Source organism: Mycobacterium sp., assembly GCF_032162605.1.
Classification (GTDB): domain Bacteria; phylum Actinomycetota; class Actinomycetes; order Mycobacteriales; family Mycobacteriaceae; genus Mycobacterium.
Window position 1 is genome coordinate 1 of the sequence record NZ_JAVROT010000609.1, and the last position, 13,908, is coordinate 13,908.

The 13,908-nt window shown below is 67.3% G+C and carries 13 protein-coding genes; 3 read left to right on the forward strand and 10 right to left on the reverse strand.

The features are described from left to right. Positions 1-1,790, reverse strand: a 1,790-nt coding sequence (gene cysN, locus QOI01_RS34860) for a sulfate adenylyltransferase subunit CysN (protein WP_526388606.1), incomplete at its 3' end; no start/stop codon positions are given. Further along, a complete protein-coding gene (gene cysD / locus QOI01_RS34865; protein WP_526388608.1) occupies positions 1,790-2,722 on the reverse strand; it encodes a sulfate adenylyltransferase subunit CysD in 933 nt (310 codons plus the stop codon). The genes cysN and cysD, both read right to left, overlap by 1 nt. 168 nt (positions 2,723-2,890) lie before the next feature. On the opposite strand from cysD, the gene QOI01_RS34870 reads away from it, so the two are divergent. Next, complete coding sequence (locus QOI01_RS34870; RefSeq protein WP_526388610.1) at positions 2,891-3,304, forward strand: PaaI family thioesterase; 414 nt, start codon at positions 2,891-2,893, stop codon at positions 3,302-3,304. 76 nt (positions 3,305-3,380) lie between these two features. Here QOI01_RS34870 and QOI01_RS34875 read toward each other — a convergent pair whose 3' ends face one another. From QOI01_RS34875 to QOI01_RS34900, 6 genes are all read right to left on the reverse strand, one after another. Then, positions 3,381-3,884 (reverse strand): beta-class carbonic anhydrase, encoded by a 504-nt coding sequence (locus tag QOI01_RS34875; RefSeq protein WP_526388612.1) that lies wholly within the window; start codon positions 3,882-3,884, stop codon positions 3,381-3,383. Between the two features lie 107 nt (positions 3,885-3,991). Further along, positions 3,992-5,878: a glycosyltransferase family 39 protein gene (locus QOI01_RS34880; protein ID WP_526388614.1), complete on the reverse strand. Its 1,887-nt coding sequence runs from the start codon at positions 5,876-5,878 to the stop codon at positions 3,992-3,994. A gap of 19 nt (positions 5,879-5,897) precedes the next feature. Then, complete coding sequence (locus QOI01_RS34885; RefSeq protein ID WP_526388657.1) at positions 5,898-7,163, reverse strand: bifunctional glycosyltransferase family 2/GtrA family protein; 1,266 nt, start codon at positions 7,161-7,163, stop codon at positions 5,898-5,900. Between the two features lie 64 nt (positions 7,164-7,227). Continuing rightward, entirely contained in the window at positions 7,228-9,060 is a 1,833-nt protein-coding gene (locus QOI01_RS34890) for an ArnT family glycosyltransferase (RefSeq protein WP_526388659.1), read from the reverse strand. Between the two features lie 82 nt (positions 9,061-9,142). Next, positions 9,143-10,816 carry a sensor histidine kinase gene (locus QOI01_RS34895; protein ID WP_526388616.1) on the reverse strand — a complete coding sequence of 558 codons (1,674 nt, stop codon included), beginning with the start codon at positions 10,814-10,816 and terminating at the stop codon, positions 9,143-9,145. Further along, the gene (locus QOI01_RS34900; RefSeq protein ID WP_526388661.1) at positions 10,813-11,517 is read right to left on the reverse strand and encodes a response regulator transcription factor; all 705 of its coding nucleotides are present in this window, start codon (positions 11,515-11,517) and stop codon (positions 10,813-10,815) included. Before QOI01_RS34900 ends, QOI01_RS34895 begins: the two co-directional genes overlap by 4 nt. A 185-nt stretch (positions 11,518-11,702) precedes the next feature. On the opposite strand from QOI01_RS34900, the gene QOI01_RS34905 reads away from it, so the two are divergent. Next, positions 11,703-12,155: a hypothetical protein gene (locus QOI01_RS34905; protein ID WP_526388618.1), complete on the forward strand. Its 453-nt coding sequence runs from the start codon at positions 11,703-11,705 to the stop codon at positions 12,153-12,155. Positions 12,156-12,162: 7 nt separating this feature from the next. Here QOI01_RS34905 and QOI01_RS34910 read toward each other — a convergent pair whose 3' ends face one another. Next, on the reverse strand, positions 12,163-12,423 hold the full coding sequence (locus QOI01_RS34910; protein ID WP_526388620.1) for a hypothetical protein: 261 nt from the start codon (positions 12,421-12,423) through the stop codon (positions 12,163-12,165). A 62-nt stretch (positions 12,424-12,485) separates the two neighbouring features. Further along, on the reverse strand, positions 12,486-12,734 hold the full coding sequence (locus tag QOI01_RS34915; RefSeq protein ID WP_526388622.1) for a hypothetical protein: 249 nt from the start codon (positions 12,732-12,734) through the stop codon (positions 12,486-12,488). 181 nt (positions 12,735-12,915) lie between these two features. On the opposite strand from QOI01_RS34915, the gene oppB reads away from it, so the two are divergent. Beyond that, positions 12,916-13,893, forward strand: coding sequence for an oligopeptide ABC transporter permease OppB (oppB, locus tag QOI01_RS34920; protein WP_526388624.1), 978 nt, complete (start codon positions 12,916-12,918; stop codon positions 13,891-13,893). The last annotated feature ends 15 nt before the right edge of the window (positions 13,894-13,908 follow it).

Genomic DNA, 13,908 nt, shown 5'->3' on the forward strand with positions numbered 1-13,908 from the left:
GGGGTCAGCCGCAGATTGGGGTTCTTGGGCCGCTGGTACGGGCTGTCGATTCCGGTGAAGTGCGTGATCTCGCCGCGACGGGCCTTCGCGTAGAGCCCCTTGGGATCACGACGTTCGCAATCCTCGAGCGGGGTGTCGCAGAACACCTCGAAGAAGTCATAGCCCTGGTCGACGTGGACCTTGCGGGCGAGCGCCCGATGCTCCTCGAGTGGGCTGATGGCGGGCACCAGCACGATCTGTCCGGAGTCGGCGAGCAATGTCGCGACGTGAGCCAGTCTGCGGAGATTCTCCGCGCGGTCAGCCATCGAGAAACCGAGGTCCGCATTCAGCCCGTGTCTAAGGTTGTCCCCGTCGAGAACGTAAGCGGGACAGCCGCTTTCGAGCAATTTCTGCTCGACGAGCATCGCCACCGACGACTTACCCGAACCCGAGAGGCCGGTGAACCACACCGTGCTACCCCGGGACAGCCGATCCTGTGCGGTGACCAGGTTCTGATGGCGCACCGCGTTGGGGCTGGCCGCCCGGGTGGCGGCGGGGGAGGTGTCGCGCACCATGCCTGCGGCGACGGTGCGGTTGGTGTCGGGATCGATCAGGATGAACGATCCCGTGGCCGCATTGCGGGAGTACTCGTCGAGCAGCAGCGGCACCTGGGTGCGCAGCGTGACACGACCGAGTTCGTTGAGCTTCAACGCCGTTGCGCTCTTGTCGCGGTGCAGCGTATTGACGTCGAGCCGGTAGTCCAGCGCCGTCACCTTGGCCCTGGTGGTCCTGGTGGTGTGCTTGATGACGTACTCGCGACCGGGCTCCAACGCCGCTTCGTCGGCCATCCAGCAGACTGTCGCGTCGAAGTCCTGAACGGCGTGCGGTTGGTTGTTGGCACGGGTGATCATGTCGCCGCGGGAGACGTCGATGTCGTCGGCGAGGCTGATCGAGACCGCCATGGGTGGGAAGGCCTCTTCGACCGGACCGGTGGGGCCCTCGATCGCGGTGATGCGGCTGGACTTACCCGTTGGCAGCACCACGATCTCGTCACCAGGGCGCATCACGCCACTGGCCACCGTGCCCGCATAGCTGCGGTGATCGGCGTGCTCGCGGGTCTGCGGCCGGATGACGTACTGGACGGGGAATCGCACGTCGACCAGGTTGCGGTCGCCTGCGATGTAGACCTCTTCGAGATGGCTGAGCAGTGAAGGCCCCTCGTACCAAGGGGTGAGCTCCGACTTGGTCACCACGTTGTCGCCATTGAGCGCCGACAACGGAATCGACGTCACGTCGTGCACGTCGAGTCTGGCGGCGAACTCGTGAAACTCATCCCGAGTCGTCTCGAAGATCTTTTGATCCCAGTCGACGAGGTCCATCTTGTTGACGGCCAGCACGATGTGCTGGATACCGAGCAGCGACGCCAGGAACGCGTGCCGCCGCGATTGTTCCAGCAGGCCGTGACGCGCGTCGACCAGGACGATCGCCAACTGCGCCGTCGACGTCCCGGTGACCATGTTGCGGGTGTACTGCGTGTGCCCCGGAGTGTCCGCGATGATGAATTTCCGCTTGGGCGTGGCGAAGTACCGGTAGGCGACGTCGATCGTGATGCCCTGTTCGCGCTCCGCCCGCAGGCCGTCGGTCACCAACGCGAGGTCGGTGTAGTCGTTTCCACGTTCCTTCGACGTGCGCTCGACGGACGCCAGCTGGTCTTCCATGACCGCCTTGGAGTCGAACAGCAGTCGGCCGATGAGCGTCGACTTGCCGTCGTCCACCGAGCCCGCCGTCGCGAGCCGCAACAAAGTCACCATCAGAAATACCCCTCGCGCTTGCGGTCTTCCATGCCTGCCTCGGAGATCCGGTCGTCGGCGCGGGTCGCCCCGCGTTCGGTCAGCCGCGACACCGCGGCCTCGGCGATCACCTCGGACACCGTGCCCGCCAACGACTCGACACAGCCGGTGCAGGTGACGTCACCGACGGTGCGGAACCGCACGGTCTTCTCGATGATCTCTTCATCCTTGCGCGGCTGCAGGTACTTGTGCACGGCCAGGAACATGCCGTCGCGCAGGAACACCTGGCGCCGATGCGCGTAGTAGATCGACGGCAGCTTGATCTTCTCGGCGCCGATGTAGGACCAGATGTCGAACTCGGTCCAGTTCGACAGCGGGAAGACCCGGATGTGCTCACCCTTGCGGTGCCTGCCGTTGTAGATGTTCCACAGCTCAGGGCGCTGCGACTTCGGGTCCCATTGGCCGAACTCGTCACGGAAGCTGAACACCCGCTCCTTGGCGCGGGCCTTCTCCTCGTCGCGGCGAGCGCCTCCGAAGGCGGCGTCGAACTTGTTCTCCCTGATGGCACGCAGGAGCGTGAAGGTCTGCATCGGGTTGCGCGACGGGATGGTCTCGACGACGCGCCCTGCGTCGATGTCGTCCTGCACCCTGGCGACGACGAGTCGCACCCCGGACTCGGCGACGAGCTCGTCGCGGGCGGCCAGCACCTCGTCGAAGTTGTGGCCGGTGTCCACGTGCATCACGGGGAACGGCAGGCGCCCCGGGTTGAACGCCTTGATCGCCAGGTGCAGCATGACGATGGAGTCCTTGCCGCCGGAGAACAACAGCACGGGCTTCTCGAACTCAGCGGCGACCTCGCGAATGATGTGGATGGCCTCGGCTTCGAGAGAGCGCAGATGACTCAGCTCATAACGGCCCCCCGACGGCTGGTCGACGCCTTGAATCAGGGTCATGGCTTCTCCATTAAGTTGGTAGAGTTAGCCAGAATTGCAATCATGCCCAGGAATGTACCGGCGGCGCGTGGGCGTGTCAACGCATCGGACCCGACAGGTCGACGTGTCCAGGGCCGCTTACCCGGCGGGTAGTTGAAACGCGCCCGGTGAAGCAGACACCATGGCGTCATGTCGACTCCCACCGGCGCCGAGGTCATGGCGCAGTTCATCCCGCAGTCCCCGTTCGTGACGAAGCTCGGCATCGTGGCCGAGGCCCTCGACACCGACGAGGTGCGGCTACGGCTGCCGTGGGATCCGTTGAACACCACGGTGGGAGACATGGTGCACGGCGGTGCCATCGCCGCCCTGGCCGACGTCACCGTGATGGCTGCGGCCTGGGCCGGCGTCGAGGCTGCCCCCTCGCTGCGCGGGGTGACGGTGTCGATGGCGATGCAGTTCCTGGCTCCCGCGCGTGCGACCGACCTGATCGGCGTCGGCCGGGTGCTGCGCCGCGGCCGGACCTTGGTCAACTGCGATGTCGACGTCGTCACTCCCGGTGGCGAGCTGGTTGCGAAGGCGATCGCAACCTACAAGGTGGGCTGAGCCAGACACCCGCGCCGAGTGCACGCTTGTTGACGCGTTCTCGAGTGGGGCCGTCGACAAGCGTGCACTCGGCGGGCTAGAGCGTGACCTCGTTGAGCTTGCCGGTCGCCACGTCGAAGACGAAGCCGCGCAGCGACTCGTGCTTGGTGACGAAAGGGCTGGCCTCGATGCGGCGCAGCGACTGGCGGACGTCTTCCTCCACGTCCGGGAAGGCCTCGGCCGCCCACTCGGGCTTCAGACCGATCTCGTCCTGAATGGTCTGCTTGAAGCCATCGTCGGTGAAGGTCAGCATGCCGCAGTCGGTGTGGTGGATGAGGATGATCTCCTTGGTGCCCAGCAGTCGCTGGCTGATCGCCAGGGAGCGGATCTCGTCGTCGGTGACGACCCCACCTGCGTTTCGGATCACGTGCGCCTCGCCATCGGCAAGTCCGAGGATCCGGTAGACGTCCATGCGCGCGTCCATGCAGGCGACGACTGCGACGTGCTTGCTGGGTGGCAGCGGCTGCGGCCGGTCGGACGCCCGATTGAAAACTGCGGCGTACGCCTCGTTGTTCTTGAGGTACTCGTCGGTCACGGACACGGGATCCTCCTGGCGTTCGCGGGCATGGGAACGTGGTGACGCTAGTCGGACGGTACCGGATTCCGACGGTGTGAATCGGGCTGATTCCAACCAGCGTCACCCCCTCGTCACGCCTTCGACTGCAGGTCGTAGACGGTCGTGCCGCCGACGTCCTTCTTGGTGAAGTTCTGCTCCACCCACGCCGTGATGTCGCCTGCCGAGCCCGTCCGGTGTCGGGGAGGACCACCCCGGCCCGAGTCGGCCAGGAAGTACCGCACCTGACCGTCGGCGACGTACTGCTGGAACTGAGCCAGTGTCGGCGACGGATCGCCACCGGTGAAGCCACCGATCGCCATGAGCGAGGTTCCGGTCTTCAGCTCGAGGTCGCTCACCGACATCGAGCCGATTGCGGCTGCGGCCCAACGGTTGTCGGTCCCCTTGATCAGCGCCGCGACCTCCGCGTTGTCACCGCCACGGCCGGGGCCGCCCGGGCCGCCGAAGCCGCCCGCCTTCTGGGGTCCCGACATCGTGCCGGGACCGCTGTGCACACTCGCGGCATTGTAGATGGAGAACGCCGCCGAGCCACCGAGCCCAAAGATCGCCGCCGCGACGACGACGGCCGCGGTGGCCTTGCCCAGCCGGTGTGCGCGCACCGCGAGCACGAGGGCGATCAGGATCGAACCGACGAGCACGACCCAGCGCACCACCGGCCACCATTCGGGCGTCCGGTTCAGCAGTGCGAACGACCACACTCCGGTGGCCGCGAGCATGACGGCGAGCACCAGCCGCGGAACCAACGATTTCCGGCGCTTGACGAGCTGCGCCACCGAGATTCCCACCAGCGCGGCGACCCCGGGCGCGAGTGCGACGTTGTAGTACGGGTGGACGGTTCCGGCCATGAAGCTGAACACGGCGCCCGTCACCAAGAGCCAGCCGCCCCAGAGCAACAAGCCGGCCCGGACCCGATCGGTGCGCGGCGCACGCCAGGTCAGCCACAGCCCGACCACCAATCCGATGAGGGCCGCGGGCAACAGCCAGGAGGCCTCAACACCCATCGACGGCCCGAAGAGCCGACCGATGCCGGGGTCGCCGCCGAAGAACAGGTTCGTGCCGCCGCCGCCCATGTGGCGACCGGGGCCGCCCGAACCGGGACCGCCGCCTTCGTTCCCGGCGATCCGCTCGATGCCGTTGTAGCCGAACGCCAACTGCAACAGGCTGTTGTCGGTGGAGCCCGCGATGTACGGACGCGAGTCCGCTGGCCACAGACTGACCAACGCGATGTACCAGCCGGCGGACACGATCATCGTCGCTCCCCCGATGAGCAACGCGCCCAATCGTTTCCACACGCCGAAGGGCGCGGCGACGAGGAGCGCCAACACGAGGCCCGGGACGATGAGGAACGCCTGCAGCATCTTGGTGAGGAACGCGAACCCGATCGCACAGCCCGTCAACGCCATCCACATCGACATCCGCCGCACGGTGCTCGCATCGATGGCACGAACGGTGCAGTAGGCCGCCACCACCAGCAGCAGCACGAGCAGCGCGTCGGGGTTGTTGAATCGGAACATCAACGTCGCCACCGGCGACAGCGCCAACACCAGGCCCGCGATCAGGCCTGCCGACGGGCCGCTGCTGCGCCGGACGGTCAGGTAGAGCACCGCGACCGCGCCGACGCCCATCAGGGCCTCCGGCAGCAGCATCGTGAACTCGTTGAATCCGAACAGCCTGCCGGACAACCCCATCACCCACATTGCGGCAGGTGGCTTGTCCACGGTGATGGCATTGCCGGAGTCGAGCGACCCGAACAGCAATGCCTTCCAGTCCTGGGTGCCCGCCTGAGCCGCGGCCGCGTAATAGCTGTTGGCCCAGCCCGACGAGCCGAGGTTCAGAAGGTAGAGCACCGCGGTTCCGACCAGCAGCGCCCAGAACGCGGGCCGCGTCCAACGCGGATCCGGCGGCCCCGCCTCTTCGATCGCGGCGTCCGTTGGGACGTCTTCAGCGGTCAATGTCGCCATCGTTCTTACCTTTTCTCGGTCAGTGGGTCCGGCGCGGGTGGAACACCCAGCCGCGCAACAGGACGAAGCGGACGGCGGTGGCCGCCAGGTTGGCCAGCACGAGCACGGAGAGCTCGAGCAGGCGGTGCGGTTGCTCGACGAAGGCGTGCAGGCCGGCCAGCGCACCACTGGTGATCGCGAGAGCGATCGCAAAGACGATGAGGCCCTCGACGTGGTGGCGCGCCGCCTTCGCGCCGCCGGCCACGCCGAACGTGAACCGCCGGTTGGCGGCCGTGTTGGCGATCGCCGTGAGCAGCAGGGACACCAGATTCGCGGCCTGAGCGCCGATGACGCCGTGCAGGAGCATGAACAGCAGGAGGTACGCCGCGGTCGACGCGACGCCGACGGCGCCGAAGCGCACCACTTGGCGCAGCAGCGAGTTGGGTGTGGCCGACGACTGCGATGGAGCCAACTGGGCGGCAATCGCATTCACGGGGATGGAACCACTGGCAAACCCGCGCAGAAGCCTGCCGACACCCTTCAGGTCGGCGGCCGCCGTTGCGACGATGTCCACCCGGCTGTCGGCGTCGTCGACCCAGTCGACGGGAACCTCGTGGATGCGCAGCCCGCTACGTTCGGCGAGCACCAGCAGTTCGGTATCGAAGAACCACCCGGTGTCGGCGACGTGGGGCAGCAGGCTGTGGGCGACGTCGGCGCGGATCGCCTTGAATCCACACTGGGCGTCAGAGAATCTGGCCTGCAGCGTCGAGCGCAGGATCAGGTTGTAGCACCGCGAGATGATCTCGCGCTTGGCGCCGCGAACCACCCGCGAGCCACGGCCCAGCCTGGTGCCGATCGCCAGGTCGGAGTGACCGGAGATGAGCGGCGCGACGAGCGGGGCGACGGCGGCCAGATCGGTCGACAGGTCGACGTCCATGTAGACGAGGACCATGGCATCGGACTGCGACCACACCTGGTGCAGCGCGCGACCCCGTCCCTTCTGCTCCAGCCGAACGACGCGGACGTCGTCGAGCTCGGCGGCCAACTCGTCGGCGATGCGGGGGGTGTCGTCGATGCTGGCGTTGTCGGCGATCGTGATCCGGACCGGATACGGGAAGCTGTCACGCAGGTAGCGGTGCAGCCGATGCACCGAATCGGCCAGCGCAGCCTGCTCGTTGTACACCGGTATCACCACGTCCAGCACCGGAACCCCCAGTGCCCTGGCCTCCAACGCGGCGTTGGGTCGCGGCGCGAAGGCGGGCCTCGAAACCACGGCGGCCTCCATCAGCACCACGTCGTCCTTCATGTCTGTCATGACTCCATCGTCGTTCTGCGGTGTGTGGTGGTCGTTGGCGCAAGCTATGCGCCGGCTATGAGTTCTTCGGCGCCTGCGTGAGGTCGTAGACGACGACGCCGTCCACCTGTTCCGAGGTGTAGTGCGCTTCGACCCACGCACTGATGTCGGCGGCGTCGTGGCTACCGCTGCTGTTGTGGCCACCGGGAAATCCGAACATCGAATGTCCGTGGATGAAGTAGTGGATTCGACCGTCGGCGACGTCGCGCTGGAATTCGGACAGGGTCGGCGCGGGGTCTGTGCCGTTGAACCCGCCGACCGCCATCACCGGCGCACCACTCGCGAGTTGATAGCCTGCGGCGTTGCTCGAGCCGACGGCCGCAGCGGTCCACTCGTAACGGTCCGCACCGTCGGACAACAGGTTCGTCAGGGCGGGCCCCGCTTCGGGAACGTCGAGGAACCCGCCGCCGGGACCGCCAAGACCGCCACCCGGGCCGGCGAAGGAACCGTGACCGCGCGGTGGCCCTACCGACGGGATCGCTCCGGAGTGCGGCGTGGCCACCGTGGCGAGCGCGTACGCGGCCGGGGCAGCCAGACAGGCCAGGATCGCGCACGCTGCCACGCCCCTCGCGACCCGCGCCGGAAGTCGACCCGACACCAGGAGCAGAACCGCGGCTCCGACGCCGACGACGGCGACCGCGGTGCCCATCCATGGCAGCCAGTCGGTGCGGCGAGCCAGCAGCACGGCGGCGAGCACGACGGTGACGAGCACAGAGCCCGACATCGCAATGGCGGCGCGCACATCGAACCTGTTGCGCCACAGCAGCATTGCGCCAATTCCGATCCCAGCGCTGATCGCCGGCGCCAACGCCACGGTGTAGTACTGGTGCAGGATGCCGTTGGCGTAGCTGAAGACGACGGCGGTGACCACCAGCCAGCCGCCCCAGATGATCAGACCGGTCCGCGTCCGGTCGGTCCGTGGCGCGCGGCGGGTGATGGACAGACCGGCGGCGATGCACACCACCGCCGCGGGGATGAGCCACGCGATGTAGGCGCCCATCGAGGTGCCGAACAGCCTGCCCCAGCCGACGTCGAAGTTCATGTTGCCAAGGCCCCCGGTCTCGTCGCCGGTCAGGCGGCCGAGCCCGTTGTAGCCAAGGGCCAGTTCGATGATGCTGTCGTGTTGCGATCCGCCGACGTAGGGCCGCGACGAGGCCGGCCACAGCTCGACGAGAAGCAGATACCAGCCTCCGCTGACGACCATCGCGGCCGCGGCCCCGACCAGCCTGAACAGCCGGGTGCGCAAAGGCACGGCGGCCGCGATCAGGTATGCGATCCCGAACGCGGGCACCACCAGGAACGCCTGCAGCATCTTGGCCAGGAAGCCGATGCCCACCGCGGCGCCCGCTCCGATGAGCCACCATCGACTGCTGTCGCGCTCGCAGGCCCGCTGCACGCAGTAAGCGCCCGCGACGAGCGCGAGCACCAAGAGCGAATCGGGATTGTTGAAGCGGAACATCAACGCCGCCACGGGGGTCAGCGCGAAGACGGCTCCGGCCAGAAGCGCGGCCGACGGGCCCGCCGCACGTCGTACGGCTGCATACAGCAGCGCGACGGCAGCAATGCCCTCGAGCGCCTGCGGGACGAGCACGCTCCACGAGCTCAGTCCGAAGAGCCGCACCGAGGCGTCCATCACCCACAGCGCGGCGGGCGTCTTGTCGACGCTGATGGCGTTGCCTGCGTCGCTGGAACCGAACAGCATCGCCGTCCAGTTCTCGGCACCGGCCTGCGCCGCCGCCGAGTAGAAGCCGTTGGCCCAGCCGCTGGCTGACAGATTCCACAGGTAGAGCGCCGCCGTGACGACCAGCAGCACGCCGAACGCCACGCGTTCACCGATGGCGGCGGGCACGCGAGCGGCATCAGCGGGGACGTCAGGGTCAATGGAGTCGCCGTCAAGGGCGTACGCGGCGCACGGCAGAACGGCAGTCACCTCATCGATTCTCTGGCAATCCGCTAGGCGCGCGATTGGTTCGGGCTGTGGGTCGCTGTGAAGCTGGAGGGTGTCTGGGAAGTCTCACCACGAACTCCGTGCGTCCTGGTTCGCTTCGCACGTCGATCGTTCCGTCGTGCGCCTTGACGACCGCCGCCACGATGGCCAGACCGAGACCGGTGCTACCGCCGCGGCGCGACCGGGACGAATCACCGCGGGCGAACCGTTCGAACACCTCCGGAACCAGGTCGGCCGGGATGCCTGGGCCGTCGTCGGCCACCGTCAGCACTGCCGATCCCAGATCTTCGACCAGTGACGTCGTCACCGACGTCCCGCCGGGGGTGTGCGTCCTGGCGTTGGCCAGCAGGTTCACCAGCACCTGCTGCAGGCGTGCCTCGTCGCCGATGACGGACACCGGCTCCTCGGGCAGGTCGAGCGACCAGTCGTGGTCGGGCCCGGCGACGTGGGCATCGCTGACGGCGTCGACGATGAGCCTGGATACGTCCACCGCTTCCTGAACCAATGGACGTCCCGCGTCGAGGCGGGCCAACAGGAGCATGTCCTCGACGAGCTGCGTCATGCGCGCGGTCTCGGATTCGACCCGGCTCATTGCGTGCGCCACGTCGTCGGGCAGCTCGCGCCGCTTCCGTTGGGCGAGTTCGGTGTAGCCGCGGATGGCAGCCAGCGGGGTACGGAGTTCGTGGCTGGCGTCGGCGACGAACTGGCGTATCCGGGTCTCGCTCGCATGCCGCGCCGACAGCGCGCTCGCGATGCGGTCCAGCATGCGGTTCAGTGCCGATCCGAGCTGACCGACCTCGGTATGCGCACCGGCCGGATCGACCCGCACGATCCGGCTCGGCAGCAGCACCTCACCCTTGTCGAGCTCGAGGTCGGCCACGTCACGGGCTGCCGCAGTAACCCTGGAGAGTGGCGCAAGCTGGCGCCGGATCACCAGAATGCCCGCGACGGCGGCCGCGAGCAGGGCAATCACCGCGAGGATGCAGAACATGCCGAGCACCCACAACAGAGTGTCGTCGATGACCGCCGTCGGTAGGCCGGTCACGATCGTCTCGTCGCCGTGTCGCGCATGCAGGGCGATCACCCGGTAGGGGCCGAGGCCGTCGAGTTCGACCGTCTGGGGGGTGCGTGTCCGTGGCACCTTGGCGAGCTTGGCGGCCGACTCACCGTCGATCGTCGAGCGCGTTCCGTCGCCGTTGATGACACCCGCGTCGATGGCGCCGGACGCAGAGATCACCGCGCCGACGGTCCGCGTCGCCTGTCCGGGTGCGTTGAGGAATCCGGGGCCGGCCCCGAACTCCGGGTCGAACCGCTCCCGGTACGGAAAGGGCGGTTGCGTCGACGGGCCCTCCCCCGGCGGGCCGAAGCCCGACGGACGCTCCTTCGACGGGCCGAAGCCCGGCGGGAAGCCGTCGAAGGCAGGCGGGGGTAGATCGAATATCGCTGCGGAGCGCCTGCCCGCCTCGACGAGTTGCTGGTCGAGCTGACGCACCAGAAAGCGTTGCAGCGCAAACTCCGTCGCGATGCCGATGCTCGCGCACACCACTGCCAGCAGCAGGACCTGAGTAGCCAGTAGCCGCAGCCGCAGCGACCACGTCCGCGGTGACCAGATCCGGGTGCGTGACTCAGTAGGTGCGCCGCGGCGACCGGAGCTCATCGCGGTGGCTTGAGGACGTACCCGGCGCCGCGCAATGTATGAATCATAGGCTCACGGCCGCTGTCGATCTTCTTGCGGAGATACGACACGTACAGCTCGACGATGTTGGATCTGCCACCGAAGTCGTAGCTCCACACCCGATCGAGGATCTGTGCCTTGCTCAGCACCCTCTTGGCGTTGCGCATCATGAACCGCAGCAGCTCGAACTCCGTCGCCGTCAACGCGATCGGTTCCCCTCCGCGGGTCACCTCGTGACTGTCCTCGTCGAGCACGAGGTCGCCGACCACGATCTGCGCGCCACCCGTCTCGTCGGCGACCCCGGTGCGCCTCAGCAGCGCACGTAGCCGCAGCACGACCTCTTCGAGGCTGAACGGCTTGGTCACGTAGTCGTCGCCGCCCGCCGTGAGCCCGGCGATGCGGTCCTCGACCGAGTCCTTCGCGGTGAGCAGCAGCAGGGGCAGGCCTGGTATCTGGGCCCGCAGCTCGTGGAGCACGTCGAGCCCGCTCATGTCGGGCAGCATGACGTCGAGCACGACGACGTCGGGAGGGTTCTCGCGGGCCAGCGCGATCGCCGACTCGCCATCGCCAGCAGTCGCGATGTCCCAGCCTTCGTAGCGAAGGGCCATCGAGACCAGTTCGGCGAGGACGGGCTCGTCGTCGACCACGAGCACGTTGATCGGCTTGCCGTCTGACCTGCGCATGACGACGCGTGCGGGGTCGGCGTGTTCGCGGTCGGAGCCGTTGGCGGTGGTCATCTCCCTCATTGTTTACCCTTCGAATGGGCGACACCTGTGCCGATTCTATGCGCGGGCTTTGAATCCTCAACAAGGTCAGATGAAAGGCCGTTCACAGCTGGCGCACACGTGACTCGTCCACAGTGGAATGCGTGAACACCTGGGACACGCGCAGGACGATCGGAGCCATCGCGCTGGCGGCGGCCATCGCCGGGGTCGGCGGTGCCGCGATCGCCGCGGCAACCGACACCGGCTTTCACGCCGTGTCGGGCGGGATGCACGGCGACGGCCACCAGCCTGCCTTCCCCGCGCCACTTCGGGCCCACGATGGGACCGACTCGCTACACGGCGAGAACGTCGTCGCGGACGGCCATGGCGGTTTCACGACGCTCCTGTCGCAGACGGGGCGGGTCACGGCGATCTCCGCCACCTCCGTCGCGGCCCGCAGTGACGACGGCTTCGTCCAGACCTACCTCATCCAACAAGTCGACCCCGCGGCTCAGCCGCCGTTTCAGGTCGACGACCAAGTGACCATCAACGCCAGACGCGAAGGGGCGACCGCGGTGTTGTCCACCATTCGGCCTCCCCTGTCACCGGGTCACTAGCCGGTTATCAGAGCGCGTCCTCCTGCTCCGACGGCAACGCCGCCGGGCCCTCGATCTCGAGCGGCACGGATGACGTGGTCGGCGTGGTCGCGGGCGTGGTCACGGTGGTGGTCTCTCCCGTAGTGGCCTCTTCGGTCGGCACCGGGCCCGGCGTGGACGGCTCGGGCTCGGCCCAGCTCGTGCTGGCGACGGACAGCCCGCCCATGGCGAGGACCAGCTCGAATACGTACCAAGAAGGGGGGCTGAACCCCTTCAACCATTCGGGCAACCGAAGCGGACGTTCACCAAACCCACAGCGCCCAGCCATCCCGCTCTCAGTCGGGCGTCACGTCAGCCGGGAAGTCCCTGCTCCTCCTTTGGGAGCGGCGCCGGACCCTTGATCGCCGGTGCGGCTTCGCCGATGGCGGGCGCACTCGGCGGCGCGGACTCAGTACTGGTGGCGCCCAACGACATCTGAGTGGGTCCGGCCATCGACGCTGGTGCCATCTGACCCTCTATGACGCCCACGCTCAAGGCCCCGAGGGTCACCACGGCACTGCCGCCCACGACTGCGGCGAACACCCTTGCGTTGTAATGCATGTCACAAACCCGATCTGTAGATCCATCTGTGGACTATTTGCCTACCGCCAACTGAACGCCCTGCGTCTGTGAACGGGCTGCATCGACCCTGCGAGTTCTCTTTGCCAACCGCCGTGCCGCAACGCGGTCTTCGAGCGTCGATCTCCTACCCTGTGCCCATGTGGTTTTCGACGGGCGCGACATGACGCGATTCCTGGCTCGTCGGGCCTTCAACTACGTCGTACTGCTGGCGCTGGCGTCGTTCCTCACGTTCGCGCTGGCGTCGCTGACGTTTCATCCCCTCGACAGCCTGCTGGAACGAAACCCGCGGCCACCCGACTCGGTGATCGCCGCTAGGACCACTGAATTGGGTCTCGACAAGCCGATACCCCTGCGCTACGGCGAGTGGGCGTCGCGCGCGTGGCATGGCGATTTCGGCAAGACCATCACCGGCCAGCCGGTATCCGACGAGCTGGGACGAAGAATCTGGATCAGCCTCCGTTTGGTGCTGATCGGCTCGCTGGTCGGCACGTTCATCGGCGTGTTGGTCGGCGCCTGGGGCGCGGTCCGCCAATACCGGCTGTCTGACCGCGTCATCACGGTCACGTCGCTGGTGTTGATCAGCACGCCGACGTTCGTCATCGCGAACCTGCTGATTCTGGTGGCACTGAAGGTCAACTCCGTACTCGGGTTTCAGCTGTTCGAGTACACCGGGGAGACCTCTTCGACCCCGGTGGGTGGGGCGTGGAGCCAGTTCGTCGACCGGTTGCAGCACTTGGTGCTGCCGACTCTGACGCTCGCCCTGTCCGCCATCGCCGGCTATAGCCGATACCAGCGCAACGCGATGCTCGACGTGCTGGGCCAGGACTTCATCCGGACCGCGCGCGCGAAGGGCCTGACGCGGCGGCAAGCCCTGTTCAAGCACGGACTGCGCACCGCGTTGATTCCCATGGCGACGTTGTTCGCCTACAGCGTGAGCGGCTTGGTCGCGGGCGCTGTCTTCGTCGAGCAGATCTTCGGCTGGCACGGCATGGGCGAGTGGGTGGTGCAGGGCATCACGAATCAGGACATCAACGTCGTCGCCGCCGTAACCCTGTTCTTCGGTGCGACGATCCTGTTGGGCGGCTTGCTGTCCGACGTGATGTACGCAGCGCTGGATCCGAGGGTGAGGGTGACGTGACCGAACCGGTGACCA

What these genes read in the sequence shown, in the direction of transcription:
- cysD (WP_526388608.1), bottom strand. Translation starts at nt 2,722, where the DNA reads ATGACCCTGATTCAAGGCGTCGACCAGCCGTCGGGGGGCCGTTATGAG.
- QOI01_RS34870 (WP_526388610.1), top strand. Translation starts at nt 2,891, where the DNA reads ATGTCGACTCCCACCGGCGCCGAGGTCATGGCGCAGTTCATCCCGCAG.
- QOI01_RS34880 (WP_526388614.1), bottom strand. Translation starts at nt 5,878, where the DNA reads ATGGCGACATTGACCGCTGAAGACGTCCCAACGGACGCCGCGATCGAA.
- QOI01_RS34885 (WP_526388657.1), bottom strand. Translation starts at nt 7,163, where the DNA reads ATGAAGGACGACGTGGTGCTGATGGAGGCCGCCGTGGTTTCGAGGCCC.
- QOI01_RS34895 (WP_526388616.1), bottom strand. Translation starts at nt 10,816, where the DNA reads ATGAGCTCCGGTCGCCGCGGCGCACCTACTGAGTCACGCACCCGGATC.
- QOI01_RS34900 (WP_526388661.1), bottom strand. Translation starts at nt 11,517, where the DNA reads ATGCGCAGGTCAGACGGCAAGCCGATCAACGTGCTCGTGGTCGACGAC.
- QOI01_RS34915 (WP_526388622.1), bottom strand. Translation starts at nt 12,734, where the DNA reads ATGCATTACAACGCAAGGGTGTTCGCCGCAGTCGTGGGCGGCAGTGCC.
- oppB (WP_526388624.1), top strand. Translation starts at nt 12,916, where the DNA reads ATGACGCGATTCCTGGCTCGTCGGGCCTTCAACTACGTCGTACTGCTG.